Genomic DNA, 15,313 nt, shown 5'->3' with positions numbered 1-15,313 from the left:
TGGTCACATCCCTGTGCCGCCTCGACATCGGGCCAGTCCGGCGTCAGTCTCGGGATGAAAGGAGACACCCATGACCTGGTTGCCCGATTACGATCCCATTGCCGGAGACAAGCAAAGCTGCGACGCGCTGGAACTGGTGGTCGTGCCGCGTACGCGCGATCTGGGCGGCGGCTTCCCGGTGCGGCGGGCACTGCCCCATGGCAAGCGGCAGATGGTGGGCCCGTTCATCTTCTTCGACCATTTCGGGCCGGTGCAGTTCCTTGCCGGCCAGGGCATGGACGTCAAACCCCACCCTCATATCGGGCTGGCGACGGTCAGTTATCTCTTCGACGGCAAGATCACCCATCGCGACAGCGAGGGAAATATCCAGGACATCCGCCCAGGCGCCATGAACCTGATGACGGCGGGGCGCGGCATCGCCCATTCCGAGCGCACGCCCGATGTCGAGCGCGCCGATGGCCACACCTTGCTGGGCCTGCAGAGCTGGATCGCGCTGCCCGAGGGGCGGGAAGAAATCGACCCCAGCTTCCAGCACTTTGCCGCCGATACGCTGCCCAATGTCAGCGATACCGGCTTTGCTGCTCGCATCATTGCCGGCAGTGCCTTCGGCAAGACGGCGCCGGTGCGCACCACTTCGGACTGGTTCTATGTCGAGGTGCAGTTGGGCGAGGGCATGAGCGCGCCGCTCGACCCCGACTATGAAGAGCGGGCGATCTACCTGGTCAGCGGCACGATCGACATCGCCGGGGACAGTTTCGAGGGCCCGCGCCTCCTGGTCTTCCGGCCCGGCGATGCCATTACCGTGACCGCGACATCGCCCGCGCGCATGATGTTCCTCGGCGGCACGGCGCTCGCAGGGCCGCGCTATATCTGGTGGAATTTCGTCTCCTCCAGCCAGGAGCGGATCGAGCAGGCCAAGGAAGACTGGAAACAGGCCCGCTTCGGCCCCGTCCCGGACGAGACCGAGTTCATCCCGCTGCCGGAAAAGAGTTACTAGGTCGTCCCCCGGGTCAGGTCCGAGGGCAGCGCCGGTTCCAGGGCTTGAGGCGGACGCCTATTCCTTGCCCGGTGCTGGCGTCTCCGCGCTGGCATCGGGCGTCGCGGTCGCCTTGTCAGCGACGGGGGCCACCGGCGTCACCCGCGGCATGCGGTTCCAGGCGTCGAGCGCGGCGATCTTGTAGGCTTCCGCCAGGGTCGGGTAGTTGAAGGTGTTCTCAACGAAATAGTCGAGCGTGGCGCCCAGGTTCAGCACCGCCTGGCCAATGTGAATCAGCTCGGTCGCGCCCTCGCCGACGATATGCACGCCGAGCAGTTTGCGGGTCTCGAGCGACACGATCATCTTCATCATGCCCGATTGCAGGCCCATGATGTGCCCGCGCGAAGTTTCGCGGAAGCGGGCCACGCCGCATTCGTAGGGAATATTCTGCACGCGGACTTGCGCCTCGGTCAGCCCGATAGTGGAAATTTCGGGCACGGCATAGATGCCATAGGGGAAGAAATCCGGAGCCGGCGGCATCTTGGCGCCAAAAGCGTGCAGCGCGGCGATACGGCCCTGCTCCATCGAGGTCGAGGCCAGTGCCGGAAAGCCGATGACATCGCCAGCGGCATAGATATGCGGGATCTGGGTCTGAAAGGTGTCGGGATCGACCTTGAGCCGTCCACGTTCGTCCGGCTCGACCCCGCAGCAATCGAGGCCCAGATCGGCGGTGGCGCCCACCCGGCCGGCGGCATAGAGCAGCATGTCAGACCGCACCTGCCGGCCATCGGTCATGATGGCGATGGCCCAGCCCTGCCCATCGCGCTCGACGCGTTCGACCTTGGAGCCGAGGCGGATGGTGACGCCGCGCTGACGCAGGTCATGGGTAAATTCCTCGATGATCTCGCGGTCGATGAAATCGAGGAAATTGTCGCGTGGCTCGATGATGGTGACCGGCACGTCGAGCGCCGAAAAGATCGTCGCATATTCGATGCCGATCACCCCGGCGCCGACCACGGTCAGGCTGCGCGGCACCCGCAGTTCGGAGACGAGGCTGTCGCTATCCATCACCGTATGATCGTCAAAGGCGATGGTTGGCGGACGGAAGGGCGCAGTGCCGACAGCAATGACGGCAAAGTCGAAGCCGAAGACGTGTTCCTCTCCGGCATGATCGGTCACGCAGATATGGTGGTCGTCCCGGAAGCGGGCGATGCCGCCAAAGGTGCGCACGCCATTGCGGGCAAACTGGTGCTCCAGCACCTCGATCTCGTAGTCCAGCGTCTTGCGCAGCCGGGCGCCGAGATCCTTGCCCTCGATGTCCTTCTTGACGCGATAGGACAGGCCGTAAAATCCGCGCTCGCGCCAGCCGGAGAGGTTGAGCACGGTTTCGCGCAGGGTCTTGGATGGAATGGTGCCGGTATGGACCGATACGCCGCCCAGGCGCAGCCGGTTTTCGACCACCAGCACCGAGCGGCCCAGCTTTGCCGCCTGTATGGCCGCGCGGCGCCCGGCAGGCCCCGAACCGATGACCACCAGATCAAAATGTTCCACGCGCGCATCCCCACGGTCTGTTGCCGGTCACTTTAGCGGCACAGTGTGGCATTGCGGTTAAGGCTTGCCCAGCCGGGCCGGTGCAGGTCCGCCCTGCGGGCCGGCATTTATTCCGGGCTGATCTCGGGCAGCGATACGGCCGGCAGGTTGTGGAATTGGCGCACCACGTCCCAGCCTTCCTCGGCGGTATCGACCACGGCGAACAGGTCCGGATCGTCGGGGGAGATGGTGCCCGCTTCGGCCAGGGCCTCGAGATTGATCACCCGGGTCCAGAATTCCTTGCCGAACAGCAGGAGCGGAATACGGTCCATGCGGCCGGTCTGGATCAGGGTCAGCGTCTCGAAGAACTCGTCCAGCGTCCCGAACCCGCCCGGAAACACGGCCACGGCCTTGGCGCGCATCAGGAAGTGGATCTTGCGGGTGGCGAAATAGTGGAAATTGAACGACAGGTCCGGCGTGACATAAAGATTGGGCGCCTGTTCGTGCGGCAGCACGATATTGAGGCCGATCGAGGGGGCATCGACGTCGGCGGCGCCGCGGTTGCCCGCCTCCATCACGCCCGGCCCGCCGCCGGTAACCACCACGAATTCCTTATAGTCGAGTGCCGCCGAGGTCAGCGACGCCAATTGGGCAAAGCGGCGGGCTTCCTCGTAATAGCGGGAGGCGGCCTCAAGATTTTTCTTCTGCACTTCATTGCGCGCCGCCCAGGCCGGCTTGCCGGGCTCGGGAATGCGCGCGCCGCCAAACAGCACGACGGTCGAATTGATGCCATGCTCGCGCAGGCGAAATTCGGGCTTGAGATATTCGAGCTGGAAGCGGACGCCACGCGTATCCTCGGACGTCATGAACTCATCGTCGGCAAAGGCCAGGCGATAGGCCGCGCTTCGCGTCTGGGGCGTATCGGGAGCCTTGCGGGAGACGGCGATGTCCTCGCCCGAGGTGCGCAACGAGGTTGGATGACGGCGTTTGGCCAATGTCTGCTCCTGGTTGTGCCGCGGCAAGCGGCGCGCCACAATTCGGCGCCTTTCAAAAGGGCATAACCAGACCGAGTGGTTCGGGCAAGGGCGGGGCATGGCCAATCGGTTCACGAGTGTGGAAGCGGCGATCGACGACGCGGCCCATGGCGTATTGGCCCGCCTGCCGCGCGGGCGGGTTGTCGATGGCCTCGTGGAGTTCGTGGTTTTCGGGCTCAAGCAGGCCTGGGCATGCCTGTTTGGCGGCCTGATGCTGGCGATGATTCTCGTCACAAGCCTCTACTGGCCCGAGATCGGTCTCAATCGCTACGACCTCTGGTTCATTGCCGCGCTGGCGATCCAGGCCGGGATGATCATCTTCAAGCTGGAAACCCTGGACGAAGCGCGCGTCATCCTCATCTTCCACGTTGTCGGCACCGGCATGGAACTGTTCAAGACCGCTGCCGGGTCCTGGATCTACCCCGAGGATGCCGTCTTCCGCCTCGGTGGCGTGCCGCTGTTTTCGGGCTTCATGTATGCCTGTGTCGGCTCCTACATGGCCCGCATCCAGCGCATCTTCGACATCACCTTCACCCGCTATCCGCCGGTCTGGACGACGGCGCTCCTGGCCGTCGCCATCTATGCCAATTTCTTCTCGCACCATTTCATCTTCGACTTCCGATGGTTCCTCTTCGCCGCGATCGCCGTCCTCTACGGGCGCAGCGTCATGCATTACCGGGTGTTTCGCTTCCGCCATGTCATGCCCATGCTGCTCGCTTTCCTGCTAGTGGCGCTCTTCATCTGGATCGCAGAAAATATCGGCACCTGGAGCCGCGCCTGGATCTATCCCGAGCAGGCAAACGGCTGGACCTTGGTCAGTTGGGGCAAACTGGGTTCATGGTATCTGCTGATGATGATATCGGTGGTGCTGGTGACCCTGGTACACCCACCCCGCCCCCATGGCTCCCAGCCCAGCAGCGACCGGACGACGTGACGCGCCTCATTGTTTTCAACAAGCCCTATAACGTGCTGACCCAGTTTACCGGCGAGGGCGCGACCCTGGCCGACTACATCGCCGTCAAGGGCGTCTATCCGGCCGGCCGGCTGGACAAGGACAGCGAAGGCCTGCTGCTGCTGACGGACGATGGCAAGCTGCAGGCGCGCATTTCGGACCCCAGGTTCAAGCTGCCCAAGACCTATCTGGTGCAGGTGGAGGGCGAACCCGATGCGGCGGCTCTCGACCGATTGCGCGCTGGCGTCGACCTCAAGGATGGCCGGACCCGCCCTGCCCAGGCCCAGCAGATCGAAGCTCCAGACCTCTGGCCGCGCGATCCGCCGGTGCGCTATCGCAAGAGCGTGCCCGATAGCTGGCTTTCGCTGACCATCAGCGAGGGGCGTAACCGGCAGGTGCGCCGCATGACGGCCGCCGTCGGCCTGCCGACCCTGCGCCTGGTGCGCTGGAGCATCGGCGACTGGTCCCTGGACGGACTGGCCCCCGGCCAATGGCGGGATGCGCCGCGCCCCACCCGCTAAACCGTCTCAGCCCTTGCGGCGCCGGGATGAATGCAGCGCGACCAGAACGCCTGCCGCTCCGATCAGCCCCATGCCGGCAAGGCCAATGGCATCGGGAAACTGGTTGAAGACAATCCAGCCCAAAACCCCGGCCCACAACAGGTGGGCATAGCTGATGGGTGCCAGGACCGAGGCCGGGGCGTGGCGATAGGCAGCGGTGAAGCAATAATGGCCAAGCGCTGCAAGCACGCCGAGGCTCGCAAATAGCAACAGGTCGAGAGCACTGGGCATGGTGCCGAACCAGTACCATGGCGCCAAAAGACCGAAGCAGACTGCGCCTGCCAGGGCCGAATAGAACAACAGGGCCAGGGTCTTTTCGCTGCGCGCCAGGATGCGGGACAGCAGGTAATAGGCGACGGTGACGCCGACATTGCACAGGGCAAAGACGACGCCCAATGGATCGAGCCCGCCACCGGGGCGGACGATCAGCAGGACCCCCACAAAGCCGCCGATGGCGCCGATCCAGCCGAACAGGCCGATCTGTTCGCCCAGGATCGGGCGAGCAAGAAGCACGACCATGATCGGCGAGAGATAGATGATGGCCGTGGTCTCTGCCAATGGCATCAATTGCAGCGCCAGGCCCATGAACAGGGTCGCTACCACGAGGCACAGCGCGCGCACGACGACAAGGCCCGTCCTTTGCGTCGTGACCAGCTGGCGGCCCTGCACCGGCCCGAGAATGGCGACCATCAGCATCAGGTGGACCAGGTAACGCATGGCCGAGACCAATGGCACATCATAGCTGGCCAAGAGGTGCTTATTGACCACGTCATGGGCCGCAAACAGCACCGTCGCCAAAACGGCGAGCCCGATGCCGAGCAGGGGCCGCGCCATGTCCTGTGGGACGGCCATGGCTGGGCCACCGGGCTTTGTCGCGCTGCTTGCGGTCATGGTTGGCTCACAGTCCCGTGGCTTTCTCGGCAGCTTCCGAATAGCGGGCACCTTCGATCTTGATCTCCGCCGCCGCCGCATCGATGCGGGCAAGGTCGTCCGCTGACAGGACCAGGTCCACGGCGGCCAGATTTTCCTCGAGGCGATGCAGCTTCGTGGTGCCGGGGATCGGCACGATCCATGGCTTCTGGGCCATCAGCCAGGCAAGCGCCACCTGGGCCGGACTTGCAGACCGCTCGTCGCCGATCATGGTCAGCAGTTCGACAATTGCCTGGTTTGCCACCCGCGCCTCCTGCTGGAAACGGGGAATGGTGCTGCGGATATCGGTGGATGCAAAGGTCCGGTCTGCATCGATCTTGCCAGTCAGGAAACCCTTGCCGAGCGGGCTATAGGGCACCAGGCCGATGCCCAGTTCCTCGCACAGGTCGAGCACGGGCGGGCGCTGGAACCACAGCGAATATTCGTTCTGCAGCGCGGTGACGGCCTGCACCTTGTGGGCGCGCCGGATGGTGTCGAGCCCGGCTTCCGACATGCCGAAATAGCGCACCTTGCCCTCGGCGATGAAGCGGCTGACTTCTCCGGCCACATCTTCGATGGGCACGTTCGGATCGACGCGATGCTGGTAATAGAGGTCGATGGTTTCGACGCCCAGCCGCTGCAACGAGCCTTCGAGTGCCCGGCGCATGTTTTCCGGGCGGCTGTCGGGGCCGATCGACTTGCCGTTCTCATAGGCAAAACCAAATTTTGTGGCGATGATCACCCGGTCGCGCAGCGGCCGCAACGCCTCCCCCACCAGCTCTTCATTGGTAAAAGGGCCATAGACTTCCGCGGTATCGAAAAAGGTCACACCGCGATCAACTGCCGCGCGGATCAGGTCGATGGAGGTCTGCCGGTCGGGAAAGGGTGCATAGGACTGGCTCATGCCCATGCAGCCGAGGCCCATGGCCGATACCGTCAATCCGTTCTTGCCAAGTGTGCGGGTCTGCATGGCGGGCTCCTTTGTGCGTTTGAGATCGTTAGGCCGATCCACGATGCATCTTAGGCCTCTGGCCTTTTGTCGATAATCCGGTCAAATTCGATTGTACTTATGCATTTGGGATATTAATCCATGCGCGAAAATCTCAATGATCTGACCGCCCTGATTGCCGTGGCGCAGGAACGCAGTTTCACCGCGGCCGCTGCCAAGCTGGGCACCTCGCAGTCCGCGCTCAGCCGCACCATTCGCAATCTTGAACTGCGGATCGGCATGCGCCTGCTCACCCGCACCACCCGCAGCGTCACGCCCACCGATGCGGGGCGGCGCCTGCTGGCCGGCATCGGTCCGCATCTGGATGAAATCAATGCCGAGTTGCAGGCGCTGTCTGACCTGCGCGATGTGCCTGCGGGCACCATTCGCATCAATTCGAGCGATCATGCGCTCAAGACGGCGATCTGGCCGCGGTTGGACGCCTTTGCCGCCCGCTATCCCGAAATCCGGGTGGAAGTCGATGTCGAGAACGGGCTGATCGATATCGTCGAAAAGGGCTATGACGCGGGCGTGCGGCTGGGGGAGGAAGTGGCCCGCGACATGATTGCCACCCGCATTGCCCCGGATTGGCGCATGGCCGTCGTGGCGGCCCCAAGCTACTTTGCCGACCGGCCCATTCCGCGCAGCCCCGACGAGTTGACCGGGCACAACTGCATCAATCTGCGGCTGATTTCCTATGGCGGATTTTACGCCTGGGAGTTCGAAAAGGACGGCCGCAGGCTCAACGTGCGGGTGGATGGTCAGCTGGCCTTCAATGGCTCCGCGCACGTGCTGAAAGCCGCCCTGGCCGGGCATGGAATCGGCTGCGTCCCGGAAGACGTCACCTACGAGTTGCTGCAGTCAGGTGCGCTCGTGCAGGTCCTCGGCGACTGGATGCCCACATTCGAGGGCTATCATCTCTACTATCCCAATCGCCAGCACTCGGCCGCTTTCCAACTGTTCATCGACGCAATGCGCTATCGCGGCCCGGTCACGCCGCCGGCACCCAAAACGCCGGCATGAAGTCCGGACGCGCCCAAGGCGCGCCCGGCAGCACTGCTATTCGTTGGTCCCTTCGCCCTCGAGCCAGGCCAACATGTCGGCGATTTCCTGCTCCTGGGCATCGATGATCTTCTGGGCCATGTCGCGGGCCCACTGATTGTCACCGTGTTCGAGCTCGGCCTTGGCCATGTTGATCGCCGCCTGGTGGTGGGGGATCATGCCGCAAACGAAGGCCACGTCGATATCCTCGACCTGCATGGCCTGCATCATCTGCCGGTTGGTCTCGTCCATGCCGAACATGAGATCGGTATGGGCTTCGTCCATCCCCGCATGGTCCATGCCCATGCCCGCGGCCATGGCGTCGTGGCCTTCTTCCACAAGGCAGATGTCAGGCAGGTCGGCGCCACCCTTGCCGCCCATGGCGGCCATGTCATGGCCCGCATGGGCGTCCTGCGCCAAGGCTGGCAGGGAGGCGGCGAGAACGAAGACGGAGGCGGCAAGCGCCCGATTGATCAGTGTCATTTCCAATATCCTTGATTGCGTTTTGTGGTCGGGGTTCAGGACAGGAACTTTGGCGGGCGTTCGATAAGGCCGGGGGTCCAGCGCCGGTCGAGACTGCCGGCAATGGCTCGTCCCATTGGCAGTGGCCGCCGCTCCAGCGCGATCGGCCCGGAAACCGGCAGGCCGGAAAGGCACATGCCGAGCCCACAGCAGATCATGACCGTATGCGGTGCCGCGGGCGCGGGTGGCATGCCGTCATGGGCGTGCATGGCCATCGGCGCGTGGTGGACCGGCGCGGGTGCAGCCATGGCCGCGTGATGCAGCCCCATGCTCAGGATCGCCGCAACCGCAACCAGCCAGACCGCGAACTGGCGCGCCAGCGCCCGCCGATCGGACGATGGGCGCCGCGGCTTTCCGGTGCGGCTGAAAAAGTTGAATTTCGGCATGGCGGCGACGTCCTTCGCGGTGTCGCCAAATGCTATGAACCTTCCACCGGTGGGAAGGTCAAGGGGTGATGCTCTGGCCGCCTCGGGCCAAGGTCACCGCCTCCCGCAGACGTTCCGGCACATCCGCCAGGCGCGGCCGCGCGGCAAGCTGGAAGCCGGCGATCCAGATCGATCGGGCGCGCTGCCCCGGGGTCTCGGCAACACGGCGGCCGGGATCGCCAGGCAGGTATTTTGTCCAGTCGGCATCGCTGAGATCGCGCCATTCGACATCAAGGTGCACGCAACTGTGATCGAACAGCGTGCGAATGGCGCGCGGCGGCAAGGTACTGCCCAGCTCAAGGTCGGCAGGCGCGTATCCCAGGATCGCGTCCTCCTCCGGCGCCAGCCCGGTTCGCGCCCATTGCAGATGATGCGCCAGGCTTCGCGCCTCAAGGCAAAGGCCGACAACCAGCGCACCCTGGCTCAGACCCTGTCGCGGTGATGGTTCTGCCAGCGCGTCGTCGCTGAGCGCATTGAGATTGCGGGCGCAATAGGCCGTGCCGCGACGCACCAGCAGCAGGTCGTCATGCGGGGCACCGGCCGCGTCATAGCGCGCACCCGCGCCCTGTCTCTGCCGCAGGGCGTATTGGGCGGCTCCGAGGCTCACGGCATTTCGCCCTCGACCTGGACGCGCATGAAACTGAGCCGCTCCATGATCGGCGCATCGGAAAAACGGAACAGGTCGAACTGGCTCTGCGCCTCGAGCGACCAGCTTACCCAGGATGGCACAACGAAGAGATCGCCCTTTTCGAGCGTGTGAACCGTGCCGTTGAGACTGACGCTGCCCTGCCCTTCAAACACCTGAAAGACCGACGAACCGACCTCCCGCCGCGCCGGTGTCGAGCCGCCCTCGCGCAGGCGGTGGAACTCGCAGCGAATGGTGGGCATGACATCGCCCCCGGTGGTCGGGTTGACGTAGCGAATGGCGGCATGGCCCGGCTCCAGCGTTGCCGGCTGGCCTTCGTCCTCGAGCAGAAGCTGTTCGGTCAGGGCCGCGTCGGTATGCACCCAGCGATAGGCGCTGAGGGGCGAACTGACCGCATCGCGCAGGCCCGAAAGCGGGCGCAGGCCGGGATGGCCCCAAAGCCGCTCTGCGCGCGAGAAGTTCGGGGTCGCATAATCGGTCACCCGCTCGGACCCGAACTCAAAAAAGCCGACATCGTTGTGGTGGCTGAACGGAATGTCGAGCCCGTCGATCCAGGCCATGGGCTGGTCGGTATCATTGTGATGGCCATGAAAATTCCAGCCCGGCGTCAGCAACAGGTCGCCCCGGCTCATCCGCACCGGATCGCCATTGACCACGGTCCATACGCCTTCACCCTCGACCACGAAGCGGAAGGCATTCTGGGCATGGCGGTGTTCGGGCGCGGTTTCCCTGGGCCCCAGATACTGGATAGCGGCCCAGAGCGTGGGCGTGACATAGGCGTGCGGCGCCAGCCCTGGATTGGCAAGGCCGATGGCGCGCCGCTCCCCGCCCCGCCCGACCGGCACCAGGCGGCCAGAAGCTTCGGCCAGAGGCAGCAGATTGGCCCATTTCCAGACATGGGCCTGTGCCCGCGGCTTGGGATGAACCGGCATGAGATCGCCCAGCTGCGTCCAGAGCGGCATCAGGCTTTCGGCCTCAAAGCCTTTGTAGAGCGCCTTGAGCTCCGGCGTCTCTTCGGGCTGCATGGCATGGGCGGGCGTCGCGTCTTTCATGGCCGTCTCCTCTTAGCTGGCGTCGGGTTGATTGGGCGGTGCGGCATCACGAAAGGCGGGGAGCGCGTCGAGCGCGGCAAAAATGCGGTCGATGGTCGGCCAGGCGCTGCCGTCTATGGCAAAGCGACGATTGTTCCAGACCTGCGCATAGAGGCAGATATCGGCCAGGCCCGGCACATCGCCGTGGCAGTAGCGGCCGGTGGCGGCGCTCGATGCCAGGCTGATCTCGAACGCATCGAATGTTGCCTTGACCCAATGAACAAACCAGGCCTCCTGCGCAGCCTCGTCCGCGCCAAACTGCTCGTTCAGCCGGCGCAGCACGCGCAGATTGTTGAGCGGGTGGATTTCACAGGCCAGCATATAGGCGAGGGCCCGCACGCGGGCGCGGCCGTCCGCATCCGCCGGCAGCAGCGGCGGCGTGGGCATTGTCTCCTCCAGCCATTCGATTATTGCAAGCGACTGGGTCAGGACCACCCCATCGTCCCGTTCCAGAACCGGGACCAGCCCAGCCGGATTGAGGGCCAGAAATTGCGGTGTGCGGGTTTGCCCGTCCCGCAGCGAATAGCCGACGTAATCATAAGGCAGGCCCTTGAGGTTGAGGGCAGCCCGCAGGCGCGTCGAGGTCGAAGACCGAAAGAAATTGTGCAGCCGCAGGGTCATCGCGCCGGACCGATGGTCGTCGAGATTTCGCCCAGCCCCTCGATGGCGACAACGCAGACATCGCCGGGGACAAGCTGGCCAACGCCTTCGGGCGTGCCGGTCATGATCAGGTCGCCCGGCTGCAGGGTCATCGACCGCGAGAGAATGGCGATGATCTCCTCGACCGACCAGATGAGCTGGTCGATATCCGAGCGCTGGCGGGACTGCCCGTTCACGCTCAGCGAGATGGCGCCGCTCGAAAAATGCCCGTGGCGCGCCACCGGACGAACCGGTCCGATTACGGCCGAGCGATCGAAGGCCTTGCCCCAGTCCCATGGCCGCCCCTGTTCCCGGGCCGCCAGTTGCAGGTCGCGGCGGGTCAGGTCATTGCCCACCGCATAGCCCCAGACGTGATCCAGCGCCTGCGCCTCGGCGATGTCGGAGCCGGCCTTGCCGATGGCGACCACGAGTTCGGCTTCGTAGTGGAAATTGCCGGTCTCGGGCGGATAGGCCACCACTTCGGCGCTGTCGACCACGGCGTCGGCTGGCTTGGTGAAGAAGAAGGGCGGGTCGCGGTCAGGATCCTTGCCCATTTCGCGTGCATGGGCGGCGTAGTTGCGACCCACGCAGAAAATGCGCCGCACCGGAAACCGCAGGTCGCTTTCGAACACGGCGACACTGGGCTGGGCTGCCGGGGGGAAAACAAACGCCATCGGGACCTCCTGGGCATTGATCGGCGCGGTGATGCGCGGCCATTTCGGGTTGGGGCGACCCTAGAGCTAATTTCTATATTATGCAATTCATTCTAATATGTAGAAATGCAACTCTTGGCCCGGCTTGCGGTTCGGTACAATCCATGGCCTATGGCGAGCACGGAATTGGGGATGGCAATGAACGGCAGCGGCGCGCAGGGCACGAAATCACTGGAAGCGGCGCTCAAGGTCCTGCTGCACCTGGCCGGCCTGAACGGGGCCACCACGCTCACCGAAATCGCACGGGAATGCGGTATGCCCCCGAGCAAGGTGCATCGCTACCTGACGACCTTCGTTTCCACGGGCCTCGTCCGGCAGGAGGGGCGCTCCGGACAATATGACATCGGTCCGGCCGCGATGCAGTTGGGCCTTGCCGCCATCGCCCGCCACGACTTTGTAAACCGCACCGCCGACGGGCTTGGTGCCCTGTCGCTGCGGACCGGGATGACGGCGCTGCTGACCGTCTGGGGCAATGGCGGCGCCACCGTCGTCCGCTGGGAGCGCGGCGCCGTCCCCGCCGTGACCTCGATGGGCCTGGGCACCTCATTGCCGTTGTTGAACTCGGCGTCGGGTCGGGCATTTCTCGCCTGGTATCCACGCGCGGGTCTCGAGCGGAACCTCGAGGAGGAGTTGAAGCTGGCGCGCCGGAATCCGGGCCTTTTGCCGGATGCCAAACCAACCCGGGATGGAATCGAGGGGTTGATCCAGGCCATTCGCCAGCAAGGATATGCCCATGTCGACGGGCGCTTCATGCCGGGCCTGGTCTCCGCCGCCGTCCCGATCCTCGATTGGCAGGGCGAGGCGCAGGCGGTGGTCAGCATCGTCGGTACCGATCCGGCCAGTATCGCGCCGGGCTCCGCGCCCATGCTTGAACTCGAAGCCTTCGGCCGCGAATTTTCAAGCCAGCGCCAACCCGTGGACAGTCCGGGACGCTGACCACACCTCTTGCATCCCAAACCAATAATCCGCATATAGGCGCCGGGAGGTTGGCGCGGACGTGTTCCTCGCCAACCGGGTCAGGTCCGGAAGGAAGCAGCCCCAACGAGATCCTCACGGGTCGATGCCAGCCTCCTACTCATCTGTTCACAACTGGGCATTGTGGCCCCGCGAATTGGCTCTTGGCTTTTGCGGTCGGACGCGGCTTGCCCTAAGGTCCGGGCATGAAGCAAGGCAGATTCCCCCATTTCCCGCAGAGGGATGTCCGGTATGGCTGAGGCAGCTTCCAGCCCCTATCTGGTGCTGGCGCGCAAATATCGCCCGCGCGATTTCTCGACCCTGGTCGGCCAGGACGCCATGGTGCAGACGCTGGGCAATGCCTTTGCCCAGAACCGCATCCACCATGCCTTTATCCTCACCGGCGTGCGCGGCGTGGGCAAAACCACGACAGCCCGCATTCTGGCGCGCGCCTTCAACTACGAAGACGAAAGCGGTCCGCACCCGACGCTGGACCTCTCCCAGGAGGGCACGCATTGCCGCGCCATCATCGAGGGGCGGCATGTCGACGTGGTGGAAATGGACGCCGCCAGCAATACCGGTATCGGCGATATCCGCGAGATCATCGACTCGGTCAAATACGGCCCGGTCTCGGCCCCCTACAAGGTCTATGTGATCGACGAGGTGCACATGCTCTCCACGGCCGCCTTCAACGGGCTGCTGAAAACCCTGGAAGAGCCGCCGCCCTATGTGAAGTTCATCTTCGCGACCACCGAGATCCGCAAGGTGCCGATCACCATCCTGTCGCGGTGTCAGCGCTTCGATCTCCGGCGCATTCCGGCCGAGATCATGTCGAACTATCTCGAGACCATCCTGGCGCAGGAAGGCATCGGCTTCGAACCCGACGCCCTGGCCATGATCGTGCGGGCCGGCGAAGGCTCGGCGCGCGATAGCCTGAGCCTGCTGGATCAGGCGATCGCCCATGGCAATGGCACGGTTTCAGCCTCAACCGTCAAGGCTATGCTGGGGCTGGGCGACCGGGCCAAGGTCATTGACCTGTTCGAGGATGTCATGGCCGGGCGCGTTGCCGAGGCCCTGACGGCGCTCAGGGAGCTCTACGATCTGGGCGCCGATCCGCAGACCCTGCTCGCCGATCTCAGCGAATTCACCCATCTCGTCACCCGCATCAAGGTGGTGCCGGCCGCTGCCGACGATGCGGCCCTGACGCCCGACGAGCGCAGCCGGGGCCGCGATCTCGCCAATCGCCTGCCGATGCGGGCGCTGACGCGGGCCTGGCAGATCCTGTTCAAGGGCAATGAGGAAACCGCCCGCGCCGGCAATGGTCTGCAGGCCGCCGAGATGACGCTGATCCGGCTGGCCTATGCCGCCGACCTGCCGAGCCCCGACGAGGTCATTTCCAAGCTGACCCAGCAGGGCAATCTCCCCAGCTCGCCCGCCCAACCGGCTATCGCCCCCCGCCCCTCCGGCGGCGGCGGCCCGACCGCCCTGCGCCAGGTCGCCCAGTCCGGCCCGGCCATGGTTGCAAGCCCGGTCCCTCCGGCCAGCGAACCGCAGCCGGTGGCCAAGCCGGCCCTGGCCCAGATCGGCAGCTACAAGGACCTGATCGCGCTGGCCACCGCCAAGCGCGACGTTCTGGTCAAGCTGGCCCTTGAAAGCCAGATGCGCCCCATCAGCTTCGAAGAGGGCCGGATCGAGGTCGCCCTGTCGGAAGGCACCGATCCGGGGATTATCGCGACCCTGTCGGCGCGGCTGCAGGCCTGGACCGGCGCCCGCTGGCTGGTCATGGTGTCGACACGGCCACCCGAGGGCCTGACCATCCGCCAGGAGGCCGAGCAGAAGCAGCAGGCCGCCACCGCGGCCGCGCATGACGATCCGCTGGTCAAGGCCATATTAGAAACATTTCCAGGGGCCAAACTGGTCAATGTGACGGTGCGCGAGGAAGCCGCCATCGTTCCCGACCTGCCCCCGCCCCCACCCGAAGAGGACGACGAATGAAAGACATCATGGGCATGATGAAGGCCGCCAGCGAGATGAAGGGCAAGATGGAGGCCATGCAGGCCGAGCTTGCCGAACTGGTCGTCGAGGGCCGCTCGGGCGGCGGCATGGTCACTGTGGCGCTTTCGGGCAAGGGCGAGATGAAGGGTCTCAAGATCGATCCCGGTCTGCTCAAGCCCGAAGACGCCGAAATGGTCGAAGACCTGATCGTCGCCGCCTTCAACGATGCCAAGGGCAAGAGCGAAGCGGAAATGCAGCGCAAGATGAGCGAAGTAACCGCCGGCCTGCCCATCCCGCCCGGCATGAAGTTTCCGTTTTAGAGCACTCTTTCTGATGCA

The 15,313-nt window shown here is 64.7% G+C and carries 17 protein-coding genes and 1 other RNA gene; 8 read left to right on the top strand and 10 right to left on the bottom strand.

All coding sequences use genetic code 11. From position 1 onward, the window contains the following. The first annotated feature begins 70 nt into the window (after nt 1-70). On the top strand, nt 71-997 hold the full coding sequence (locus KIT02_RS16060) for a pirin family protein (RefSeq protein WP_297579954.1): 927 nt from the start codon (nt 71-73) through the stop codon (nt 995-997). A gap of 57 nt (nt 998-1,054) precedes the next feature. Here KIT02_RS16060 and sthA read toward each other — a convergent pair whose 3' ends face one another. Together sthA and KIT02_RS16050 are read right to left on the bottom strand one after the other, a co-directional pair. Then, on the bottom strand, nt 1,055-2,527 hold the full coding sequence (sthA, locus tag KIT02_RS16055; RefSeq protein ID WP_297579951.1) for a Si-specific NAD(P)(+) transhydrogenase: 1,473 nt from the start codon (nt 2,525-2,527) through the stop codon (nt 1,055-1,057). A 107-nt stretch (nt 2,528-2,634) separates the two neighbouring features. Beyond that, a complete protein-coding gene (locus KIT02_RS16050) occupies nt 2,635-3,501 on the bottom strand; it encodes an LOG family protein (protein WP_297579948.1) in 867 nt (288 codons plus the stop codon). A gap of 97 nt (nt 3,502-3,598) precedes the next feature. Between KIT02_RS16050 and KIT02_RS16045 the strand changes: the two genes are divergently transcribed. Continuing rightward, nucleotides 3,599-4,474: a DUF817 domain-containing protein gene (locus KIT02_RS16045; RefSeq protein WP_297579945.1), complete on the top strand. Its 876-nt coding sequence runs from the start codon at nt 3,599-3,601 to the stop codon at nt 4,472-4,474. Further along, on the top strand, nt 4,471-5,013 hold the full coding sequence (locus tag KIT02_RS16040; protein ID WP_297579940.1) for a pseudouridine synthase: 543 nt from the start codon (nt 4,471-4,473) through the stop codon (nt 5,011-5,013). Before KIT02_RS16045 ends, KIT02_RS16040 begins: the two co-directional genes overlap by 4 nt. Before the next feature lie 6 nt (nt 5,014-5,019). On the opposite strand, the gene KIT02_RS16035 is transcribed toward KIT02_RS16040, so the two are convergent. After that, nucleotides 5,020-5,904 (bottom strand): DMT family transporter, encoded by an 885-nt coding sequence (locus tag KIT02_RS16035; protein ID WP_297579937.1) that lies wholly within the window; start codon nt 5,902-5,904, stop codon nt 5,020-5,022. 46 nt (nt 5,905-5,950) lie between these two features. Beyond that, nucleotides 5,951-6,931, bottom strand: coding sequence for an aldo/keto reductase (locus tag KIT02_RS16030; protein ID WP_297579934.1), 981 nt, complete (start codon nt 6,929-6,931; stop codon nt 5,951-5,953). A gap of 120 nt (nt 6,932-7,051) precedes the next feature. Here KIT02_RS16030 and KIT02_RS16025 point away from each other — a divergent pair, with 120 nt between their 5' ends. Continuing rightward, on the top strand, nt 7,052-7,972 hold the full coding sequence (locus KIT02_RS16025; protein WP_297579931.1) for a LysR family transcriptional regulator: 921 nt from the start codon (nt 7,052-7,054) through the stop codon (nt 7,970-7,972). 36 nt (nt 7,973-8,008) lie between these two features. On the opposite strand, the gene KIT02_RS16020 is transcribed toward KIT02_RS16025, so the two are convergent. The 6 genes from KIT02_RS16020 to KIT02_RS15995 are packed head-to-tail and all read right to left on the bottom strand — an operon-like array spanning nt 8,009 to nt 11,987. Then, entirely contained in the window at nt 8,009-8,473 is a 465-nt protein-coding gene (locus KIT02_RS16020) for a DUF305 domain-containing protein (protein ID WP_297579928.1), read from the bottom strand. 35 nt (nt 8,474-8,508) lie between these two features. Next, nucleotides 8,509-8,898 (bottom strand): hypothetical protein, encoded by a 390-nt coding sequence (locus KIT02_RS16015; protein WP_297579925.1) that lies wholly within the window; start codon nt 8,896-8,898, stop codon nt 8,509-8,511. 58 nt (nt 8,899-8,956) lie between these two features. Then, nucleotides 8,957-9,544, bottom strand: a complete 588-nt coding sequence (locus tag KIT02_RS16010) for a maleylpyruvate isomerase N-terminal domain-containing protein (RefSeq protein WP_297579922.1) — start codon at nt 9,542-9,544, stop codon at nt 8,957-8,959. After that, nucleotides 9,541-10,635, bottom strand: a complete 1,095-nt coding sequence (locus KIT02_RS16005; protein WP_297579919.1) for a cupin domain-containing protein — start codon at nt 10,633-10,635, stop codon at nt 9,541-9,543. Before KIT02_RS16005 ends, KIT02_RS16010 begins: the two co-directional genes overlap by 4 nt. Before the next feature lie 12 nt (nt 10,636-10,647). Beyond that, nucleotides 10,648-11,295 carry a maleylacetoacetate isomerase gene (gene maiA, locus KIT02_RS16000; protein WP_297579917.1) on the bottom strand — a complete coding sequence of 216 codons (648 nt, stop codon included), beginning with the start codon at nt 11,293-11,295 and terminating at the stop codon, nt 10,648-10,650. After that, nucleotides 11,292-11,987, bottom strand: a complete 696-nt coding sequence (locus KIT02_RS15995; protein WP_297579914.1) for a fumarylacetoacetate hydrolase family protein — start codon at nt 11,985-11,987, stop codon at nt 11,292-11,294. Before KIT02_RS15995 ends, maiA begins: the two co-directional genes overlap by 4 nt. Nucleotides 11,988-12,164: 177 nt before the next feature. On the opposite strand from KIT02_RS15995, the gene KIT02_RS15990 reads away from it, so the two are divergent. The 4 genes from KIT02_RS15990 to KIT02_RS15975 all read left to right on the top strand — a co-directional run bounded on the left by KIT02_RS15990 (nt 12,165) and on the right by KIT02_RS15975 (nt 15,295). Continuing rightward, nucleotides 12,165-12,962, top strand: coding sequence for an IclR family transcriptional regulator (locus KIT02_RS15990; RefSeq protein ID WP_297579911.1), 798 nt, complete (start codon nt 12,165-12,167; stop codon nt 12,960-12,962). Nucleotides 12,963-13,006: 44 nt separating this feature from the next. Continuing rightward, an RNA gene (gene ffs / locus KIT02_RS15985) (signal recognition particle sRNA small type) lies at nt 13,007-13,102 on the top strand. Nucleotides 13,103-13,232: 130 nt separating this feature from the next. Further along, a complete protein-coding gene (locus tag KIT02_RS15980) occupies nt 13,233-14,975 on the top strand; it encodes a DNA polymerase III subunit gamma/tau (RefSeq protein ID WP_297579908.1) in 1,743 nt (580 codons plus the stop codon). Then, on the top strand, nt 14,972-15,295 hold the full coding sequence (locus tag KIT02_RS15975; protein ID WP_297579905.1) for a YbaB/EbfC family nucleoid-associated protein: 324 nt from the start codon (nt 14,972-14,974) through the stop codon (nt 15,293-15,295). Before KIT02_RS15980 ends, KIT02_RS15975 begins: the two co-directional genes overlap by 4 nt. Nucleotides 15,296-15,313 lie beyond the last annotated feature (18 nt).

The sequence above is a fragment of the Devosia sp. genome (genome assembly GCF_025809055.1).
Lineage (GTDB): Bacteria > Pseudomonadota > Alphaproteobacteria > Rhizobiales > Devosiaceae > Devosia.
The sequence above is the reverse complement of the archived record's forward strand: the minus strand, read 5'-3'. Positions and strand labels throughout refer to the sequence as shown.

Bases quoted from the DNA above. Each gene is read 5' to 3' on its own strand.
- KIT02_RS16030 (WP_297579934.1), bottom strand. From the start codon at position 6,931: ATGCAGACCCGCACACTTGGCAAGAACGGATTGACGGTATCGGCCATG.
- KIT02_RS16020 (WP_297579928.1), bottom strand. From the start codon at position 8,473: ATGACACTGATCAATCGGGCGCTTGCCGCCTCCGTCTTCGTTCTCGCC.
- KIT02_RS15980 (WP_297579908.1), top strand. From the start codon at position 13,233: ATGGCTGAGGCAGCTTCCAGCCCCTATCTGGTGCTGGCGCGCAAATAT.
- KIT02_RS16025 (WP_297579931.1), top strand. From the start codon at position 7,052: ATGCGCGAAAATCTCAATGATCTGACCGCCCTGATTGCCGTGGCGCAG.
- KIT02_RS16035 (WP_297579937.1), bottom strand. From the start codon at position 5,904: ATGGCCGTCCCACAGGACATGGCGCGGCCCCTGCTCGGCATCGGGCTC.
- KIT02_RS16015 (WP_297579925.1), bottom strand. From the start codon at position 8,898: ATGCCGAAATTCAACTTTTTCAGCCGCACCGGAAAGCCGCGGCGCCCA.
- KIT02_RS15995 (WP_297579914.1), bottom strand. From the start codon at position 11,987: ATGGCGTTTGTTTTCCCCCCGGCAGCCCAGCCCAGTGTCGCCGTGTTC.
- maiA (WP_297579917.1), bottom strand. From the start codon at position 11,295: ATGACCCTGCGGCTGCACAATTTCTTTCGGTCTTCGACCTCGACGCGC.
- KIT02_RS15975 (WP_297579905.1), top strand. From the start codon at position 14,972: ATGAAAGACATCATGGGCATGATGAAGGCCGCCAGCGAGATGAAGGGC.
- KIT02_RS15990 (WP_297579911.1), top strand. From the start codon at position 12,165: ATGAACGGCAGCGGCGCGCAGGGCACGAAATCACTGGAAGCGGCGCTC.
- KIT02_RS16045 (WP_297579945.1), top strand. From the start codon at position 3,599: ATGGCCAATCGGTTCACGAGTGTGGAAGCGGCGATCGACGACGCGGCC.
- KIT02_RS16060 (WP_297579954.1), top strand. From the start codon at position 71: ATGACCTGGTTGCCCGATTACGATCCCATTGCCGGAGACAAGCAAAGC.
- KIT02_RS16005 (WP_297579919.1), bottom strand. From the start codon at position 10,635: ATGAAAGACGCGACGCCCGCCCATGCCATGCAGCCCGAAGAGACGCCG.